At 60.2% G+C, this 17,840-nt stretch carries 17 protein-coding genes; 6 read left to right on the top strand and 11 right to left on the bottom strand.

The genetic code is table 11. The features are described from left to right. Window positions 1-126: 126 nt before the first annotated feature. Together AACR14_RS08325 and AACR14_RS08320 are read left to right on the top strand one after the other, a co-directional pair. On the top strand, window positions 127-1,365 hold the full coding sequence (locus AACR14_RS08325) for a GGDEF domain-containing protein (RefSeq protein ID WP_019445816.1): 1,239 nt from the start codon (window positions 127-129) through the stop codon (window positions 1,363-1,365). Beyond that, window positions 1,362-1,886, top strand: a complete 525-nt coding sequence (locus AACR14_RS08320) for a GNAT family N-acetyltransferase (RefSeq protein ID WP_019445815.1) — start codon at window positions 1,362-1,364, stop codon at window positions 1,884-1,886. Before AACR14_RS08325 ends, AACR14_RS08320 begins: the two co-directional genes overlap by 4 nt. A 60-nt stretch (window positions 1,887-1,946) precedes the next feature. On the opposite strand, the gene AACR14_RS08315 is transcribed toward AACR14_RS08320, so the two are convergent. The 4 genes from AACR14_RS08315 to AACR14_RS08300 form a co-directional block, all read right to left on the bottom strand. Then, the gene (locus AACR14_RS08315) at window positions 1,947-2,807 is read right to left on the bottom strand and encodes a PA4780 family RIO1-like protein kinase (protein ID WP_019445814.1); all 861 of its coding nucleotides are present in this window, start codon (window positions 2,805-2,807) and stop codon (window positions 1,947-1,949) included. Window positions 2,808-3,002: 195 nt separating this feature from the next. Further along, window positions 3,003-3,998 (bottom strand): LpxL/LpxP family acyltransferase, encoded by a 996-nt coding sequence (locus AACR14_RS08310; protein ID WP_019445813.1) that lies wholly within the window; start codon window positions 3,996-3,998, stop codon window positions 3,003-3,005. A gap of 150 nt (window positions 3,999-4,148) precedes the next feature. Then, a complete protein-coding gene (gene lpxM, locus AACR14_RS08305; RefSeq protein ID WP_026034980.1) occupies window positions 4,149-5,138 on the bottom strand; it encodes a lauroyl-Kdo(2)-lipid IV(A) myristoyltransferase in 990 nt (329 codons plus the stop codon). Between the two features lie 258 nt (window positions 5,139-5,396). After that, entirely contained in the window at window positions 5,397-6,389 is a 993-nt protein-coding gene (locus AACR14_RS08300) for a TDT family transporter (protein ID WP_005352390.1), read from the bottom strand. A 102-nt stretch (window positions 6,390-6,491) separates the two neighbouring features. On the opposite strand from AACR14_RS08300, the gene AACR14_RS08295 reads away from it, so the two are divergent. Continuing rightward, window positions 6,492-7,397 carry a LysR substrate-binding domain-containing protein gene (locus AACR14_RS08295; protein WP_019445811.1) on the top strand — a complete coding sequence of 302 codons (906 nt, stop codon included), beginning with the start codon at window positions 6,492-6,494 and terminating at the stop codon, window positions 7,395-7,397. A gap of 95 nt (window positions 7,398-7,492) precedes the next feature. Here the strand turns inward: AACR14_RS08295 and nfo are convergent, their stop codons facing one another. From nfo to AACR14_RS08270, 5 genes are all read right to left on the bottom strand, one after another. Continuing rightward, entirely contained in the window at window positions 7,493-8,335 is an 843-nt protein-coding gene (nfo, locus tag AACR14_RS08290; protein WP_005333444.1) for a deoxyribonuclease IV, read from the bottom strand. Window positions 8,336-8,658: 323 nt separating this feature from the next. Beyond that, complete coding sequence (locus tag AACR14_RS08285; RefSeq protein ID WP_005333445.1) at window positions 8,659-8,988, bottom strand: YbaB/EbfC family nucleoid-associated protein; 330 nt, start codon at window positions 8,986-8,988, stop codon at window positions 8,659-8,661. 114 nt (window positions 8,989-9,102) lie between these two features. After that, the gene (gene dnaX, locus AACR14_RS08280) at window positions 9,103-11,697 is read right to left on the bottom strand and encodes a DNA polymerase III subunit gamma/tau (protein WP_019445810.1); all 2,595 of its coding nucleotides are present in this window, start codon (window positions 11,695-11,697) and stop codon (window positions 9,103-9,105) included. Between the two features lie 172 nt (window positions 11,698-11,869). Continuing rightward, window positions 11,870-12,415 (bottom strand): adenine phosphoribosyltransferase, encoded by a 546-nt coding sequence (gene apt / locus AACR14_RS08275; RefSeq protein ID WP_005352403.1) that lies wholly within the window; start codon window positions 12,413-12,415, stop codon window positions 11,870-11,872. Between the two features lie 134 nt (window positions 12,416-12,549). Next, window positions 12,550-12,927 carry a YbaN family protein gene (locus AACR14_RS08270; protein ID WP_019445809.1) on the bottom strand — a complete coding sequence of 126 codons (378 nt, stop codon included), beginning with the start codon at window positions 12,925-12,927 and terminating at the stop codon, window positions 12,550-12,552. Window positions 12,928-13,050: 123 nt separating this feature from the next. Here AACR14_RS08270 and dusC point away from each other — a divergent pair, with 123 nt between their 5' ends. The 3 genes from dusC to AACR14_RS08255 all read left to right on the top strand — a co-directional run bounded on the left by dusC (window position 13,051) and on the right by AACR14_RS08255 (window position 15,341). Further along, window positions 13,051-13,995, top strand: coding sequence for a tRNA dihydrouridine(16) synthase DusC (gene dusC / locus AACR14_RS08265; protein ID WP_019445808.1), 945 nt, complete (start codon window positions 13,051-13,053; stop codon window positions 13,993-13,995). A 97-nt stretch (window positions 13,996-14,092) separates the two neighbouring features. After that, window positions 14,093-14,461 (top strand): TraR/DksA family transcriptional regulator, encoded by a 369-nt coding sequence (locus AACR14_RS08260; RefSeq protein WP_019445807.1) that lies wholly within the window; start codon window positions 14,093-14,095, stop codon window positions 14,459-14,461. Window positions 14,462-14,621: 160 nt separating this feature from the next. Beyond that, on the top strand, window positions 14,622-15,341 hold the full coding sequence (locus tag AACR14_RS08255) for a substrate-binding periplasmic protein (RefSeq protein WP_019445806.1): 720 nt from the start codon (window positions 14,622-14,624) through the stop codon (window positions 15,339-15,341). A 116-nt stretch (window positions 15,342-15,457) separates the two neighbouring features. Here the strand turns inward: AACR14_RS08255 and yjjG are convergent, their stop codons facing one another. Next, on the bottom strand, window positions 15,458-16,138 hold the full coding sequence (gene yjjG, locus AACR14_RS08250; RefSeq protein ID WP_019445805.1) for a pyrimidine 5'-nucleotidase: 681 nt from the start codon (window positions 16,136-16,138) through the stop codon (window positions 15,458-15,460). Window positions 16,139-16,152: 14 nt separating this feature from the next. Continuing rightward, window positions 16,153-17,652 (bottom strand): M17 family metallopeptidase, encoded by a 1,500-nt coding sequence (locus tag AACR14_RS08245; RefSeq protein ID WP_019445804.1) that lies wholly within the window; start codon window positions 17,650-17,652, stop codon window positions 16,153-16,155. Window positions 17,653-17,840 lie beyond the last annotated feature (188 nt).

Here is a 17,840-nt window from a genome sequence, read left to right as displayed (position 1 = left end):
GAGGTGAGCACATTCGGCCATTTAACCAATTGATAATAGGCTGGATTCATGTTGTGATCGGCGACTGCCAGCGGGCGATACCCCATCGCCTGTTCGTTCACAGGTGACTTCCCAGAGAGCCCCTTGATGCCAAGTCTGTTTTCCTCGGCCCAGTTGTTGAGTCTGGTGCTGTTCGTCACGCTGTCACATGTGGGGGTCGCCACCATTTTCGCCGCCATGTGGCACACCCATCGCCAGATCAGGGCATTGATCTACTGGTCAGCGGGGGAACTGGTTATCGCGGGGGCTTTTTGCTGCCTGCTGCTGCGCCCCCTTGAGGGAAATGCATCCCTTGCCAATATTCTCTGCACCAACCTGCTGTTGATGTCGACCACCCTGTTCTATGAACGGGGTATGCGCCACTTCTTTCGCCGTGAAGCCGATCAACTGGGCTGGCTGCTGCCCGCCGTTACCCTCGGTGGTTTCGTTTTGTTTGCCCTGACCGCCCTGCAGCAACCCCTCTTTGATGTGCATAGCCGGATCATCGTGCTCTCCGGCGTGCTCTCGCTGCAGATTGCACTGCTTATCTGGCAGCTCTGGCGCTACCAGCGTCTGGCCCCCGTCTATCGGGTGCTGCGCTTTGCCATTCTGCTGCTCGGCCTGCAACTGCTGTTGCAACTACTGCGGATCGCCAAACACCTCTGGCAGCCGGAGCAGGCGGCCAACTCCTTCACCGACCCGCTCCTCGGGCCTGTGATCCTGCTCAGCCTGCTCTTTACCATCGCCCGCAGTTATCTGCTGCTGAGCCTGGTCCACACTCGCCAGCAGCAAACCTTGCTGGCCACCCAGCGCAAGCTGGAGCGGCGCGCCAATCAGGATGAGCTGACCGGCCTGTTCAGCCGCCACTATTTCGAACGCCAGGTTGCCCTGCGTACCCGCGAGATGGCTAGCCCTAGCCAGCTGCTGCTGATCGATCTGGACAACTTCAAGCAGATCAACGACCGCCACGGCCACCCCGCCGGTGATGCCATGCTGCGGGCCGTGGGTCGGGTGATCACCAATACCCTGCCTTCTGAGGGCATGGCCGGTCGGCTTGGCGGCGATGAGCTGGCCCTGCTGCTGATGGCGGACCAGCAGACCCTGCCCGACTACTGCCACAGCCTGCAACAGCAGATCGCCGAGGCGACCCGGGAGCTGGCCGGTGGCCCCATCAGCCTCAGCATCGGCCTCACCTCGCTGCACCCTGACGAGGGGTTTGAAGCGGCCTACCTGCGCGCGGATCGGGCCCTTTACGCCGCCAAACAGGCTGGGAGGCAACGGGCCTGCGTACAGGAGCTCCACCACAACGAGCCGCAACCGCTGCCGCCCTGCGCGCTCCTGTCATGAGCGCAGTGCTCGCTCTGCAATGCCGACCGGCCAGACTGGCAGATGCCCCGGCTTACCGTCGCTATGTCACCGAATGCGCCGAGGACGGACAGCCGCTCTATCAGGTGGCGCAATTTGACCCGGACGGCTGGCTACAGAGCCTGCTGGATCACGCAGAAGGGCGCAACTTGCCCAGTGGATACCTGCCGACTACCACCTATTTTGCCCTCGATGGCGAGGAGATCATCGCCACCCTGCGTCTTCGTCACGGCAACAATGAGGCAACCCGCCAGTGGCTGGGTCATATCGGTTACGAAACCCGCCCCTGTCGCCGTGGCGAAGGGGCCGCGACCGTGCTGCTGCGCTGGGTGCAACAACAGGTGCTGGCAGCGCCGGTGCTGATCAGCTGTGACCAAGACAATCTGGCTTCCCGCAAGGTCATTACGGCCGCCGGGGGCGTGTTGCTGGGGCGGCGCTTCCACCCGGGGGTTCACCGCTGGCTGGAGATGTATCAGCTAGCCCCCAGCCCCAGCCGACCATAGCCGCAGCAGTAATAAAAAGAGCGCCCCGAAGGCGCTCTTTTTGCGAACGTGGCAAGACCGTTAGTAGCTGTCTTCCTGCTCCGCCTTCATCCGGGCCTGACGGGCATAGGCCTCCTCCTCGGCGCTCTCAATCTCCTGCAGCACCGAATCGAGATCGATGGCGGCGCGGCTCTCTTCAAAGTGACCGGTCAGCTCGCTATCGGGGGTGAGTTTGCCATCTTCAAACAGCGCCCACATCTCCTGGGCATAACGGGTCTTGAGCAGCTCGGGGGCATACATGCCGTAGTAGTTGCGCATATTGTTGACGTCCCGCTCCAGCATCGCCTTGGCCTGGTTGTTGGCGGCGGCATCCACCACCTGGGGCAGGTCGATAATGACGGGGCCCTGTTCATCCACCAGCACATTGAACTCGGAGAGATCGCCGTGGATAAGACCGGCACAGAGCATCCGCACCACATAGCGGATCACCTTGTGGTGATCGATGACCGCTTGCTCAGGGGTGAGTGCCACATCGTTGAGGCGCGGCGCGACATTGCCATCCTCATCGGTGATAAGTTCCATCAAGAGGACACCATCGAGGCAGACATAGGGCTGCGGCACCCGCACGCCGGCCGCCGCCAGCTTGAACAGGGCATCGACCTCGGTGTTCTGCCACACCTCTTCATGCTGCTTGCGGCCGTACTTGGAGCCCTTCTCCATGGCACGGGCGCTACGGCTGTTGCGCACCTTGCGCCCCTCCTGATAGACCACCGCCTGCTTGAAGCTGCGCTTGGACGCCTCTTTATAGACTTTGGCGCAGCGGATCTCGTCGCCGCAGCGCACCACATAGACGTCGGCCTCTTTGCCGCTCATCAACCGGCTGACGACCTCATCGACCAGGCCGTCATCAACCAGAGGTTGGATTCGATTTGGAATTTTCATGGCCGCCCTTTTACCCTATTTCCGCTCTCGAAGATAGCTCCGCGCACGCTCACCTGCCTCTCCCTTTCATAAGACACCCTGTTATCCCCTGTTTGCGCTGTTTTTGTCCACCTGTTCGCCTTAAAAACCACCAGCAGCAGGCCTAATACGAAAGGCGCCTGTGCCAACAAAAATGGCCCGCAAGCGGGCCAATTTTCAAGGTTCGGGCGGCAAGCCCTGACGAATACGCTGGATCCCCGCTTCATAGAGGCCGTCATCCCCCTCCTGATGCTCCAGGGTTTCGAAGATCTTGAGAAACCACATGTACTGCTCGGGATGGCGCGCCACCTGCATCTCCACCACCCGGTTCATGGCGTTGACGTCTGCCAGCAGATCGGCGGTGGGATAAGGGTCAAACGGCGGCTCGATCTCCAGCAGATAGCATCCCTCATCCTCGTCATAGCTGGCGAAGATGGGCACGGCCCTGGCGCCAGTCAGCTTCACCAGCTTGGGCAGCGCGGGTAGGGTTGCCTTGGGGCGACCAAAAAAGGGAACAAACACGCTCGCCTCGCGGCCGTGATCCTGATCTGGCAGGTAAAAAAAACTGGCACCGGCGCGGATCGACTTGATCGCCGGCTTGATCCCGGCGCTGCGCTCGTACACCTTGCCTCCTTTGGCCCGCTCGCGGTTGATGTACCAGTCGAACACCTGATCTTTCGGGCTCTTCATCATGGTGCACATCTCAATGCCCATCATGGAGAAGTAGCGGCCAATCATGTCGACCGCCCAGGTGTGAGGCACCACCAGGATCACCGGGCGGCCCGCGGCTTGCTCCGCTTGCACATGCTCCCAGCCGGTGACCTTGATGCGGCGGGTCAGCCGCGCCTTGCTGCGCCAGCTGAGCTCGCCAAAGCCCATAAAGGTCTTGAGCCCGACCCGGATCGATTTGAGCAGCAGCGCCTGCCGTGCAGCGGCATCGAGCTTGGGAAAGCAGATCTTGAGGTTGGTATCGGCGATATAGGCCTGCTTTTTCGAAAAACGCAGCAGGGTTGGAGAGACCAGATCGGCAAAGCGATCCCTCAGTCTCGCGGGGGTAAATGCCAGCAGGGAAAGCAGGCCCAGCGCACACCAGCTGCCCCACCATTTGGGATGCAGCAGGCGGCTATGAAATGAGGTATCAAATACCGGATCTAACGCAGACATGGCGGCCATCAAGTCATCAAAAACAAACGGTTATTGTAGTTATCCTGACATTTTTTTCTACCCTGGGGAGGCAGGCCATCAGCCTGCAAGGCACTGATCAGACTAGTTATCATAAAAAATGGCCCACCTGGGGCCATTTCAATCAATCAAAATTCAGGGTCAGCCGTGGGGCGACAATCCCTTGCGGATCCGGCGTATCCCCTCTTCGTAGAGGCCATCCAGCCCCTCCTGATCTTCACGGGTATCGAAGATCTTGAGGAACCACATGTACTGGCCCGGATGGCGCATCAGCTGCTGTTGCACCATGTCGTTCATGCGACAGGTATCGGTCATTACATCCTCGGTGGGATAGTTGTCGAACGGTGCCTCAATCTCCAGTCGGTAGCAGTGGTTCGCTTCGTCATAGCAGGCGAGCAGCGGCACCGCCTTGGCGCCACTGACCTGCACCAGACGGGGCAAGGCAGGCAGGGTCGCTTTGGGATAGCCAAAGAAGGGGGCGAAGATGCTCTTCTCGCGGCCATGATCCTGATCCGGCAGATAGAAGAAGCTGCGACCGCTCTTGATGGTCCTGATCACCGCCTTGATCCCGGCGCTGCGCTCATAGACGCGGCAACCGTTCTTGGCTCGTGCACGGTTGAGGTGCCAATCAAACACCGGATTGCGCGCCCGTTTCATCATGGTGCACATAGGCACCCCGCGCTGGGTGAAGCAGTAACCGGCGGCATCCACCGGCCAGGTATGGGGCACTACCAGGATCACCGGACGGCCGGCCGTCCGCTCCGCCTCGATATGCTCCCAACCGATCACCTGCATCCGGCTCATCAGATAACGCTGACTGCGCATGGTGAACTCGCCAAATCCCAACAGACTCTTGAGGCCGACCCGGATCGAGGTCAGTGCAATGGCATCCCGCTCTTCCGGGCTCTTATCCGGGAAGCAGATCTCCAGATTGGTTCTGGCGATATAAATCTGTTTTTTCGAGATACGAAACACCAGCGGAGCCAAGGCTTCGGCCAAACGGTCGCGCAATCGCACCGGCACAAAGGCGAGCAACATCAGCACGCCGAGCGCCAGCCAGCTGAACCAGTAGCGGGGATGCAGAAAACGGGCTTCAAAAGAGGAGTCAAATACGGGATCTTGGGACGACATGTATTGGGGTCGAGCGAAAAAGTGGTGCTGCATTGTAGTCGTCCTGACAGGTAATACCAGTTAAATCCATGGCAAATAGCCCGCCACGGGCGCCACATCAAAAAACCATAAAAAAATGCCCTGCACTGCGGGGCATTTTGCTCGTTACACAACCAGGGTGGAGGATCTTTGTCCATCCATCGTATGACTGGTCGTTTATCCCGTCGCTCTCGGAGCGCACTGCTTATCCATTTCCCGATGTCACATCTTCTTCAAGATTTAACGGTGAGCACCCTGGCGGGCCATGCCGTTATTCATTTCGGTATTACGCTGCGGCAGAAAAAACATCAGGTAACGCAGTGCCACATACCCGACGATCACGGTAGCCACCCCAAGCTCGAAGTGGGCCAGCAGTCTGATCTGCTCGACGTAGTGACTCCCTTGCGCAAACCCTTCAACCAGATGGGCCACTTTGAACAGGGCGGTAGCACCGATCACCAGCGGGAAGGTGAAGGCGGCATAACCCGGCGAGAAGGGCAGACGCAGCAGTTTGATGAAGGCCAGATAGATGATACCGGTCATCAGGATGGCGATCCCCAACAGCACGGCCACCAGCAGCAGTGACGGCTCCTGACTGACAGTCAGGTAACCGGCCAGAGAGAGGCTGGCAGGAGCCGCCAGAATGGCGATGGTCGGTTTGGCGGCATCCGGCACTTCATGGCTGAAGATCAGGCGATAGAGCATCAGCGGCAGCATCAGGCCATAGCAGATGATCCCGAACCAGAGCAGACCGTTGGCCAGCGGGGCAAACTGCCCCCCCGGGAAGGCGACGTCAGCCACGATGATCCCCACCGGCGGCACGAACCAGCTCGGCACCATGTGGTGGATTTCAAACTCTTTGGCGCGATGCCAGATAAAGGTGGCCAGGAACAGCAGGTGAACCGCCACGGCAAACAGCCAGAGGGCCTCACCCGCTTGCGGCGCAATCATACCGAGCGCTTTGGAGACCACCATGGTGCCCATGGCATAGGTCGGAACCACACTGCCCACCACGGGGTGAGCGAGATCCTGCAACAGCAGGCGGGGGTGAAGCAGAAACTTGAAGGTCAGGATCACCAGCAGCACGGCCGCAATGGCAGCGCCCAGCAGTTGCATCCGGCCATCGAAGTGACCGGCATTTTCCCAACACCAACCAAGGCTGGCGATGCCCAGCGCCAGACCCGCCATGGGGGTTGGGGCGGCAGCCAGTGATTTACGGGTTCTTGCGATCATGATGACACCTTTCTATTGATGACTATGGCGATAGGATAATGGTCCCTTATCGTTTACGATATCTAAATGAATTAAATCAATCATTCAGGAAAACCAAACACGATGAAACTGACCCTGCAGCAGCTGAAAGTGTTCGCCACCATTGCCCGTTATGGAAACCTTGGCCTTGCCGCCAACGAGCTCTGCCTGAGCAAGGGGGCTGTCTCCCAGTCGCTGCAGGAGCTGGAGCGCCAGCTCTCCACCCCGCTGTTTGACCGCATTCACCCCAGATTGCAGCTCAACAACGAGGGACGCCTGCTGCAACCGGCCGCCGAAGAGCTGCTGACCCGGATGCAGGATATCGAGAACCTGTTCAGCCCCGATGCCGAACCCAGCGGCCAGCTTCGCCTTGGTGCCAGCCAGACCATCGGCAACTACCTGCTCCCCACCCTGCTCGCCAGCAGCAAACAGGAGTTGGGGCTCCCCCCCAAGGTGACCATCAACAACACTCACCTGCTCTGCCATGCGCTGGCCAACTTCGAGCTGGATATGGCACTGATCGAGGGGGAGAACCACCACCCCGACCTGCTCGCCGAACCCTGGCTGCAGGACGAGATGCTGGTGGTGGCCCCACCCGGTCACCCGCTTGCCAACAAGAAAGAGCTCTCCCTCTCCCGACTGGGGGGCGAGACCTGGGTGCTGCGTGAAGCGCAATCGGGCAGCCGCGAGCAGTTTATCCAGCAGATCCAGCCCGAGCTGCCCCGCTGGCAACCTGGGCTTGAACTCAACACCCTGGAGGCGGTGATGCTGGCGGTGGAGAAGGGGCTTGGCATCTCCTTTATCTCCCGGCTGGCAGCCTCGGATCGCCTGGCAGATGGGCGGCTGATCGCCCTGCCCCTCTCCCGCCGCTTCCCGCGCCAGCTCTCCCTTATCTGGCACAAGCAGAAGTACCACTCCACCTCCCTGCGCCACTTTATCCACTTCTGCCGGGCTCAAGTGAACAATGCCGAAGTGAGCCGCGCAGAGTAACGCCCGCTCGGAGCGCCGCTGGCAGGCCCGCTCGCCAATAACGGAAAAAGCAGAGAGGGAGCCACGGCTCCCTCTCTTTGATTCGCTTCTGAGTATCACTTCGCCAGACTGCGCAACCAGCTGATCTCCTCGCCCCAAATAGACTCGTCTATGGTCTCGAGGATCAGCGGAATGCGATCGAAGCGATCGTCATTCATGATGTGGTGGAATACTGCCTCCCCCAGATTGCCCTCCCGCAAGCTGTGGTGGCGATCGACCCGGCTACCGAAGGTACACTTGGCGCCGTTGATATGCATCCCCTTGAGATAGTGAAAACCCACCGTGCGGTCGAACTCGGCAAAGACGGCAGCGCAGCTCTCGGCGGTGCGCAGATCGTAGCCGGCGGCAAAGGCGTGGCAAGTATCGAAACAGATCCCGACACGGCTCTTGTCCTCCACTCCCTCGATGATGGTGGCGAGGTGCTCGAACGACCAGCCGAGGTTGGTCCCCTGCCCGGCGGTATTCTCGATCACCGCCGTCACCCCTTCACTGCGCTCCAGCGCCCAGTTGATGGACTCGCTCACCAGCTTGAGGCTGGCCGCCTCTGGGATCTGCTTGAGATGGCTACCGGGATGGAAGTTCAGATAACAGAGCCCCAGCTGCTCGCAGCGCTTCATCTCGTCGAGAAACGCATCGCGGGATTTGGCCAGACCATCGGGATCCGGGTGGCCCAGATTGATGAGGTAGCTGTCGTGGGGCAGGATCTGCTCCGGCAGAAAACCGGCCTTGTCACAAGCCGCCTTGAAGGCACGGATGGTGGCATCCGACAAGGGGGCCGCCTGCCACTGACGTTGATTCTTGGTAAAGAGGGCAAACGCGTTGGCCCCGATGGCCTGGGCGCGGGCGATGGTATTCTCCACCCCGCCGGCCGCACTGACGTGGGCTCCGATATATTTCATACAATCTCCTCAATACGGCAAGCCGCCATTATGCCGCTCCCGCCCGGCCACGCCAAACCGGGATATCCGATAGCGGGTATCGACAAATAGCGCCACCTTGGCGAATCGAAGCACTGCGTTTCATGGCGTAATCGGCCTGCACTGTAGCAACCGCTCCGCAGAAGGGATAGTTAGAGCCCGTCCACGCCAGCATGGCTGCCCATAAAAAAACGCAACGTATCGCCTGAGCAATAACGCTGCGTCTTTGGGTCTCTCGGCCGTCTCCCTTGCCGTGGCCCGAATGGCTAGCGACAAGGGAGCAAGAATGCGCGGGGAGAGTCGCCTTAGAAGGGCATTTTAAAACCCGGCGGCAGTTGCATGCCACCGGTCAGTTCGCCCATCTTGGCCTTGTTCTGCTCTTCCACACGACGCACGGCATCGTTGCAAGCGGCAGCAACCAGATCTTCCAGCAGCTCCTTGTCATCTTCCATCAGGGAGGGGTCGATCTCGATGCGACGGACGCTGTGGCTACCGGTCATGGTGACCTTGACCATGCCAGCACCGGCTTCACCGGTCACTTCCATCTGAGCCAGCTGCTCCTGCGCCTTCTGCATACGCTCTTGCATCTGTTGGGCCTGTTTCATCAGGTTCCCCATTCCACCTTTACCAAACATATGTCGTCTCTCGTCTTGAAATCCGGCATCCAGCGCCGGGCTGTGGGCTTGTCTGTCCTAGATGGGGACAGCCAAACTGCTTTTCAACCGGAAGCGAGCTCCCGGCCACGGAATTTAGCGGTTGAGGGGCTCGATGCTCTCGTGATGGAGCACGGCACCAAACCGCTGAACTAAAAACTGTACGTTGGGATCCTGCTCCAGATCCCGGGTCACCTGCTCGCGCACCCCGAGATAAAGGCGATGCTCGATCTCGAGCGGGGTCTCCTTGTCAGGCACCACGCCGAGCGTCACCTCGACCTGCACTGGTTGCCCCAGCGCTGGCCCTATGATCTCGGCCAGATCGGCGCGCGCCTTGTCGCTCACCAGATGGCGCTGCTCGGGCTTGAGGGTTAGCAGTACCTTGTCCCCTTCCCGCGTCATCACCGAGTTGATGGCCAGCTGGCGCAGCCGCCCTCCCACCTGAGTGTGGGCGATCAACTCGGCCCAAGCATCGCCGCAACCATTAAGCAGCGAGGAGGGGATAAGGCGAGTCGCCTCTCCCTCTTGCGGCTCGCTGTCGCTCTCGAGCTCATCCCAGTCGATGGTCTCCATCACTGGCTGAGCGGGCTCATCCTGCGTCACAAGGGCAGCAGCCACTGCCGTGCTGGCAACGGGCGGCTGGGTCGCAGGGGCGGGCGTCACCGCAGGCGCCGCAGCGCTGCGCTCGCCGGGTCGATAGCTCGGCTGTCCGTCGAGATCCCAGGGGGGCAGATCGGTTGGCTGGGCCGGTGCCGTGACGGGGGCATGGCTCATCACCGGAGTCTGCCCGGCAAAGCCCTGATTGAGGTACTCTTCGTAATCGCCGTTGTCACCCTGCGGCTCGTAACCGTCGCCATAGAGATCCACTGGCGGCAGATCATCATAGTGACCCATCGTCGCCATCCCCTGCCCGGCCGATTGGCTGACCGGAGCAGGTTGTTGGGTGACGGCCGGTGCAGCAGCGGCCGCGACAGGACGAGCTGGCGCAACCGGCACCGCGCGCGGCGCGGGCGCCGCCGGGGCATCCTGACCACGCTGGCGGCTGCGCAGCATGTTTCGCTTGCCAAGCAGGCTCTGCATGCTCGATACCGCTGAAACAGCTTCAGGTGCGCTAACCGGCGTGGTTGTCGCTTCGAGTACAGGCTTGAAGGGAGCGGTCAGCGACTCGCTACGGGAATGGTCCGCGTAGGCTGCGGCAGAAGCTTGTTCATCAGCATCTGCGGGCTGTGCAGCTGAGTGCGCAGACACATCGGGCTGCGCATGGGTCAACGCGGGCTCGGGTTGATACCCCATGCCCGCAGCCTCGCGCAGCAACTCATCCTGCTGGCTGAACAGCTCGGCGGCTTGCGCCTCCTCCTCGCTATCGGCGGGGTTGCCGATGTCATCCGTCATCGCAGGCAGGGAGACATCAACAGCGGGCACTGCACTGGTAGCAACAGGCGTGCTGGCAACAGGGCTGACTAGCGGTGCAGGCACGGCGCCGCTGATCGGTGCCACTACGGCCGATTCAGCGGCCGGGCGCTTTCCCGGCAAGGTGCCAACCGGCGTTGCACTGCTCGTCATTGACGGGGGCAACGCAGTGAGGCTGGCCGGATGCAGGGCATCGCGCCTTGGCGAGAAGGCGAGCATCCGCAGGCAGGTCATCTCCAGCGCGGTGCGGCCATCGGGGGCCCAGGGCAGATCTTTACGGCCACCCAGCACGATCTGGTAGCAGAGCTGCACCTCTTCCGGGCTCATCGCCTTGGCCAGTTGCAGCAGGGAATCGGCATCCGCCCCCTGCTCCTGCACACTGGCAGGCAGCAGCTGCGCCATGGCGATGCGATGGAGCAAGCCTTCCAGCTCGGCGTGGAGCTGATCAAAATCGGGGCCCAGGGTGGCGATCTCAGTGATCTTGGCCATGGTCGCGGGGGCATCTTGCCGCAAAATGGCTTCCAGCAGCTGGTGCAGATGGCGGTGATCGAGCGTGCCCAGCATCGCCAGCACGCTGTCGAGGCGCACGCTGCCGTTACCGTGGGCCAGCGCCTGATCGGTCAGGCTCAGGGCATCGCGCATACTGCCGTCGGCGGCTTTGGCCAGTGCCAGCAGGGCGCGCGGCTCAAACGGCTGCCCCTCCTGATCCAGCACCCATTCGAGCTGCTTGGCAATCTGGGTCTGATCCAGACTCTTCAGATGAAACTGCAGGCAGCGCGAGAGAATAGTAATGGGCAGCTTCTGCGGATCCGTGGTGGCCAGCAGAAACTTCACATAGGGGGGCGGCTCTTCCAGGGTTTTCAGCAACGCGTTGAAGCTGTGGCGCGACAACATGTGCACTTCATCGATGAGGTAGACCTTGAAGCGGCCGCGGGCCGGACGGTACTGCACGTTGTCGAGCAGCTCGCGGGTATCTTCCACCTTGGTGCGGGACGCCGCGTCAATCTCCAGCAGGTCGACAAAGTTGCCCTGATCGATCTCGCGGCAGGTATCACAGACGCCGCACGGGTGGCTGCTGATCCCCTGCTCGCAGTTGAGGCTCTTGGCCAGAATACGGGCGATGGTGGTCTTGCCGACCCCGCGGGTACCGCTCAGCAGATAGGCGTGATGCAGCCGTCCCTGATCCAGGGCGTTGGTCAAGGCGGTCAGCACATGTTGCTGGCCTACCACTTGTTCAAACGTATGGGGGCGCCATTTACGCGCCAGAACCTGATAGCTCATAAATCCATCATGCAGGGAAGACAGGGCATTGAGGCCGGATGCTAACACAAATGGCGGGCTGGCTGTATCGGCTATCGGTCAGAGCGGGAGGGATCGCTTGATTTTCAAACCGATGCCCGCAAGGGCACCGGTTCAATGCAGGCCCAATGCAGAAGATCGGGCCGAAGAGGCATTACTCGCCGGCCAGCTCGACCAGTGAGACCACCTTGATGCCAGCGGCAGTCAGACGGGCATCGCCGCCCAGAGACGGCAGGGAGATGATGAAGGCCGCATCGGCCACTTCACCACCGGCGCGGCGGATCAGCTTGACGGTCGCATCGACGGTACCGCCGGTCGCCAGCAGATCGTCCACGACCAGCACCTTGTCACCGGGCACGATGGCATCGGTGTGCAGTTGCAGGGTGTCAGTGCCGTACTCGAGGGCATAGGACTCCTCGATCACTTCGCGCGGCAGCTTGCCCGGCTTGCGGACCGGCACGAAGCCCAGTCCCATGGCATAGGCAACCGGCGCGCCAAAGATGAAGCCGCGAGCTTCGGTGCCAACAATCTTGGTGATCCCTTGATCACGATAATGATTGGCCAGCAGATCGATGGTGGCCTTGAAGGCCTCGGCGTTTTCGATCAGGCTGGTAATGTCACGAAACAGAATACCCGGCTTCGGATAGTCGGGAATGGTCTTGATGCTTGCTTCGATAAATTTCAGGGTTTCCGGATTCATGTGTTGACCGCTTATTTTTTTGACCCAGGGGTGGCCATTTTTTCTCAATTCCCTTCTGCGGGAAATAAAAAAGCCTGTCACGCAAAAATGACAGGCCGACTCCATAGCATTATTGCTGCAATAGCTTAGGGACTTCACTTCGCCATTGCAACTGGCTCCAGCACTGGCAGACGCATTAACCAAGTGAGCAGGATCACCATTATGACAACCAGCAGCCCCTTGACCCACAGCAGTGGCACCACCGCCAGCGACACCGAAAAGGTGAGCAAAATGAAGATAATGGCGCGCCGTCTGGCCTGACGACGAATGCCGCGATACTGCTGCCAATCGACGATGGGCGGACCGAACCAGGGATGGGTCAACAGCCAGCGATGAAAACGGGGCGACGAGCGGGCAAACAGGGCGGCAGCCAGCAACATGAAGGGGGTAGTCGGCAACAGGGGCAGCACAATGCCCACAATACCGGTGGCAAATGCCAGCCACCCGAGCGCCATCAGACACCAACGCTTCATTCCTTCTCCTTGCGTGATTTATCTCCCTCTAGCCTAACAGAGTTTGAGCGGGTGCTGACAGCGGGCCGCAACCCCACTACAATCTGCGCTCTTTTTTCTTGCCACTCTCGTCGGAAAGCCGTTATGCGCGTTATTTTGGCCCCCATGCAGGGGGTACTGGATCACCTGATGCGGGAGGTACTCACCTCCGTCAACGATTACGATCTCTGCGTGAGCGAGTTTATCCGGGTCGTCGATCAGCTGCTACCCGCCAAGGTGTTCTACCGCCTCTGCCCTGAACTGCTGCAAGATGGCAAAACCCGCGCAGGCACCCCGGTGCGGGTACAACTGCTGGGGCAACACCCCGAGTGGCTGGCCGAGAACGCCCTGCGCGCCATCGAGCTGGGCTCCCCCGGAGTCGATCTCAACTTCGGCTGTCCTGCCCCTACGGTCAACAAGAGCAAGGGCGGTGCGGTGCTGCTCAAAGAGCCCGAGACCATCTATCGCATCGTCAAGGCGGTGCGCGAGGCGGTGCCCGCCCATCTGCCGGTGAGCGCCAAAATTCGCCTCGGTTACGATGACAAGGATCTCTATCTGGAGAACGCCCAGGCGGTCTTCCAGGGGGGCGCCAACGAGCTGGCCGTTCATGCCCGCACCAAACGCGAAGGGTACAAGGCCCCCGCTCACTGGGAGTATGTGGACGCCATTCGCCGCGCCCTGCCCATCCCCGTCACCGCCAACGGCGAGATTTGGGATCACAAAGATGCCCTCGCCTGCGCCAGGCTCTCGGGTTGCGATGCCCTGATGGTCGGGCGCGGCGCCATCTCCCTGCCCAATCTGGCCAACGTGATGAAAACCGGCTGCCCGCACATGAGCTGGGCCGAGGTGCTGCAGTTGATGGTGAGCTATACCGAGCAGGATCTGGCCAGCGAAAAAGCCGACTACTACCCCAGCCGCATCAAACAGTGGTTCAGCTATCTCAAGCGGGAATATCCCGAAGCGGACCAGCTGTTTCAGGAGATCCGGGTGCTCAAAGAGACGGCTCCCATCCGCGATGCCCTGCTGCAAGCAGCCAAAAGCCACGGCTAACCACGTTTAACTTGACGCATATCATCTTGATAGAGTTATCGGATCCCTATACTGCCCCGAATCTGTCGTCTGTCCTGTGGGGGATAATGTGTGTGAAATGACGCAAGCACAGTTGACTGTCTGGCGTAATCGCCTGCTGTCAGACTGGGCCCAAGTACGAGAAACGCTGATCGGTCAGCTCAAAGCCTGCCGCCGTGACGAGTGGGCCGAACAGGTCGGTCACTGCGAGCAGGATCAACTGGTGGAACTGACCAGCCGGCTGGATCTGCCGAAGGTTGAGCAGAGCGTGGCCCGCCTCAAGCGGATCGATGCGGCACTCTGCCAGATGGATCTCGGCCTCTATGGCCTCTGCTCCGATTGTGAAGAGCCGCTTTCCATCGAACAGCTGGAACAGGATCCGACCCTGCAACGCTGCCCGCGCTGCGAAGCCCGCTATCGCAAGGGATTCCACGCCCACGAACTGTGAGGGATGCACATCTGTGCATCCGCTCAACCCTCAGCACTGGTTACTCCGTCGTTCCTGTCCAATACTCACCGTATCAGCCTGTTCGAGGGTATGCGTTGTGTACAGACTCTTGTTGTTATGGTGTTTGTGTTGCCAGGCTACGGCACAAGAGTCATTGGTCGTGGGCTGGGTCGACTGGCAGCCCTTCAGTTATCGCAATGAACAGCAACAGCTCCGCGGACTGGATGTGGAGCTGCTCAACGCCATCTTCCTGCGGGCCGGTTATCAGGCCAAATTCAGTGAAATGCCCTGGGCTCGCGTGTTGCACGAGCTGAAATTCGGCACTGTTCAACTGGCCATGTCAGCCAATATCACCGCCGAGCGGCAGCAATATGCCCGCTTCAGCCACCCCTATCGGGAAGAGGAGACGGCCATCGTCATCCGTCGGCAAGATGCCGAACGCTGGCGCGGGATCACCACCCTGGAGCAGTTGATCAACACCCCTGACTTCCATATCGGGGTGCTCAAGGGCTTTGATTACGGCAATACCTTCCGCCAGTTGATGGCAAGGCCCGAGCTGCAGCCCCGTTTGCAGATGCGCCTGCGGCTGGATCAGTTGCTGAAGATGTTGCAAGGGGGTCGGATCCAGGGGTTTATTCTGGACCCCCACGGACTGCAGGAGTGGCAGGGTAAGGATGGCGTGCAGGACAAGCTGTATATTCTGCTGCATATCGAACAGACACCGGTTCACCTGATGCTGAGCAAAGAGAGCACCACAGAAGCGCAACTGCAGCGGATCAATCAGGCTATCGATCAATTGAAACAGAGTCCAGACTATCAGCAGATCCTCGATCGCTACCAGTTCAGATCCCTGCATTCACAGGAAAACACTCATAAGTAAGGGGAGCATATGCTCCCCTTGCAGTCTCAAGCAAACCCAATCCTGTCTCAAACAGCTCTGGTTGCAACTTGCCAGGACGTTTTGGTCACCGATAACGTGATGGTTAAACCTAGCTATCAGCGTCCCAGCACAATGTCGGCAAGGTGGGCGAAGTGGTGGATTTCGTGGGTGGCATCGCACTCGCCCGCTTGCCGCGCCGGGTTGTACCAGCAGGTTGCCAGCCCCTGCGCCGCCGCCCCGGCAATATCGGTTTTCGGATTATCCCCCACCATCAGCACCCGCGCAGGATCCGGCTGCCCCATCAGGGAGAGGGTGTGCTGGAAAATAGCTGGCGCCGGCTTGGTCACCCGAATTTCGTCGGAGATCACCAGCGGCTCGAACCACTCGCTCCAGCCCAGTTTGCCGAGCCGCCCCCGCTGGGGCACGCTGAAACCATTGGTGATGATCCCCATCCGCACCTTGTTGCGCAGCTGCTGCAGAGTCTCGACCACCCCTTCAAGAGGCATGCTAAGGGCAATGATCTGCTCCAGAAAGGTGTTGTTCATCGCCATGGGATCGGCGGCGACCTGCTGGGCAAAGAGGGAGAAGCGGGTCTGCTGCAACGCCGTTGCATCGATCTCGCCGTCGTTGTACTGCTGCCAGAGCCCGTGGTTGAGGGCGTGGTACTGCGCCATGCTGGCGTCATCAGCCTGTACGCCATAGATCTGCAGGGTGTGCGTCAGCGCGGAGGCGACCGGAAAATCGAGCAGGGTTTCATCCAAATCGAACAGCACCCAGTCATAGCTTGGTTGTTTCACAGAACTCCTTGTTATCATTCAGATTGTTCAGAGGTTTGGCGACCAACTCTGCCAAGCGGGCTGGCCAGCAGATCCAGCGTGAGACGCACGCCAAAGCCTGTCACTTCGCTGGAGACCACCCCATTGCCCCCCTTGTTGCGAAAACCGCTAAGGTCGAAGTGCAGCCAGGGGGTCTGCTCGGGCACGAAGTGGGCGAGGAAACGGGCCGCATCGATGTGATCCGGCGAACTGCCCGGCGCACACTGCAACAGATCGGCCCACTCGCTCTCGATGTTGTCGTCGTAATCGTCATCAAGCGGGAAGGGCCAGATCCGCTCGCCGCTGCGCTGACCCAGATTGACCAGCGATGTCATCCATTCGCTGCGATTGGTAAAGACGCCGCTGTAGCGGCTACCCAGCGCCCGTTTGCAGGCCCCGGTCAGGGTCGCGTAATCGAGCAGCAGATCCGGAGTATCCTGCACCGCCATCGCCAGGGTGTCGGCCAGTACCATTCGCCCTTCGGCATCGGTATCGACCACCTCGATGGAGGTGCCATTGATGGCAGTCACCACCTCGCCAGGACGATATGCATGAGGGCCGATATGGTTCTCGGCAATGGCCAGCCAGCAGTGTACCTCGTAGGGTAGCTGAGCTCGGCTGATGGCGTAGAGGGCCCCCAGCGCCACCGCGCTGCCCCCCATGTCCAGATGCATGCCATACATGCTGCCGGAGACCTTGAGGTTGTAACCGCCGGAGTCGTGACAAATTCCCTTGCCCACCAGTGCAATGCGGCGCACCGGTTTGGGCGGGTAGTAGCTGAGCTTGACCATGGCCCCCTGATTGTCTTCCGAACCACGAGCAACGGCCAGAAACGCCCCCGCCCCCAGCTCGGCCAGCTGCGCCTGATCATAGTGATGGCACTGCCACCCCTCATCTTGCGCCAGCTTGCTGACAAACTCGCGATAGCTGGCGGCCGTCAGCTCGGAGGCAGGCAACACCGCCAGATGGCGAGCCAGCCCGTTGCCCCCCGCTTCGCTGTAAAGGCGTGCCAAGTCCAGCACCACTGCGGGTGAAACCTTGATCTGCTGATAGCTCCAGCTGCTTTCACTGCGTCGCTTGCTGGTGGGCAACGAAATATTGGCGGCAAGCAGGGCTGACAACATCACTTCGGCCAGCATCACTCGCTCGGAGGGAGAAAAACCTTCCAGATGCAGCCCGAGCCGCTCCACATTGAGCCCAGAAAGAGGAGCAATCCAGCCTCTGATCTGTTTATAGAGGCGGTGATCCCGCGTCACACTGCCGGCCACAAACATCACCTGCAACAGGGTATTGCCGTGCATCAGGGTAAAGGGCGCTTTTTTCCCCAGCGCAAGCTGGGTATGGAGACCCGCAAGAGCGGGCAGCGAAAGTAAAGACTCCTTCTGCTCTTCGGCGATCAGCAGCAGTTGCAACGGCAGCCCTTGGGCAAGGGCTTCGGCCAGCGTGGCATCCCGGCTTTCAATAGCAGGAGGAAGATAGGTGAAGGGAGTGATCACAGGCGCGTGCCTCATCCATGAAGAGATACCTGATGATACCCAACAAATGGTTGATACGACCAGTTTTGGTCTTGAAAAAGCGTCAGAAATAGCAGCAATCACCAGATGGTGACGAGCATCAAGAAGGATTGTTCAATGATTGGCGATACAGGAAGGTAACGTTCAGAAAGTTGGTTGCGGGGGCCGGA

The sequence above is a fragment of the Aeromonas sp. 159 genome (assembly GCF_963862045.1).
Taxonomy (GTDB): Bacteria; Pseudomonadota; Gammaproteobacteria; order Enterobacterales; family Aeromonadaceae; genus Aeromonas; species Aeromonas veronii.
Note: the sequence above shows the minus strand (reverse complement) of the source record. Positions and strands in the feature narration are given on the sequence as shown.

Bases quoted from the DNA above. Each gene is read 5' to 3' on its own strand.
- AACR14_RS08315 (WP_019445814.1), bottom strand. From the start codon at position 2,807: ATGAAAATTCCAAATCGAATCCAACCTCTGGTTGATGACGGCCTGGTC.
- apt (WP_005352403.1), bottom strand. From the start codon at position 12,415: ATGAATCCGGAAACCCTGAAATTTATCGAAGCAAGCATCAAGACCATT.
- nfo (WP_005333444.1), bottom strand. From the start codon at position 8,335: ATGAAATATATCGGAGCCCACGTCAGTGCGGCCGGCGGGGTGGAGAAT.
- AACR14_RS08320 (WP_019445815.1), top strand. From the start codon at position 1,362: ATGAGCGCAGTGCTCGCTCTGCAATGCCGACCGGCCAGACTGGCAGAT.
- AACR14_RS08310 (WP_019445813.1), bottom strand. From the start codon at position 3,998: ATGGCCGCCATGTCTGCGTTAGATCCGGTATTTGATACCTCATTTCAT.
- dusC (WP_019445808.1), top strand. From the start codon at position 13,051: ATGCGCGTTATTTTGGCCCCCATGCAGGGGGTACTGGATCACCTGATG.
- AACR14_RS08295 (WP_019445811.1), top strand. From the start codon at position 6,492: ATGAAACTGACCCTGCAGCAGCTGAAAGTGTTCGCCACCATTGCCCGT.
- AACR14_RS08270 (WP_019445809.1), bottom strand. From the start codon at position 12,927: ATGAAGCGTTGGTGTCTGATGGCGCTCGGGTGGCTGGCATTTGCCACC.
- dnaX (WP_019445810.1), bottom strand. From the start codon at position 11,697: ATGAGCTATCAGGTTCTGGCGCGTAAATGGCGCCCCCATACGTTTGAA.
- AACR14_RS08300 (WP_005352390.1), bottom strand. From the start codon at position 6,389: ATGATCGCAAGAACCCGTAAATCACTGGCTGCCGCCCCAACCCCCATG.
- AACR14_RS08260 (WP_019445807.1), top strand. From the start codon at position 14,093: ATGACGCAAGCACAGTTGACTGTCTGGCGTAATCGCCTGCTGTCAGAC.
- AACR14_RS08285 (WP_005333445.1), bottom strand. From the start codon at position 8,988: ATGTTTGGTAAAGGTGGAATGGGGAACCTGATGAAACAGGCCCAACAG.
- AACR14_RS08325 (WP_019445816.1), top strand. From the start codon at position 127: ATGCCAAGTCTGTTTTCCTCGGCCCAGTTGTTGAGTCTGGTGCTGTTC.
- lpxM (WP_026034980.1), bottom strand. From the start codon at position 5,138: ATGTCGTCCCAAGATCCCGTATTTGACTCCTCTTTTGAAGCCCGTTTT.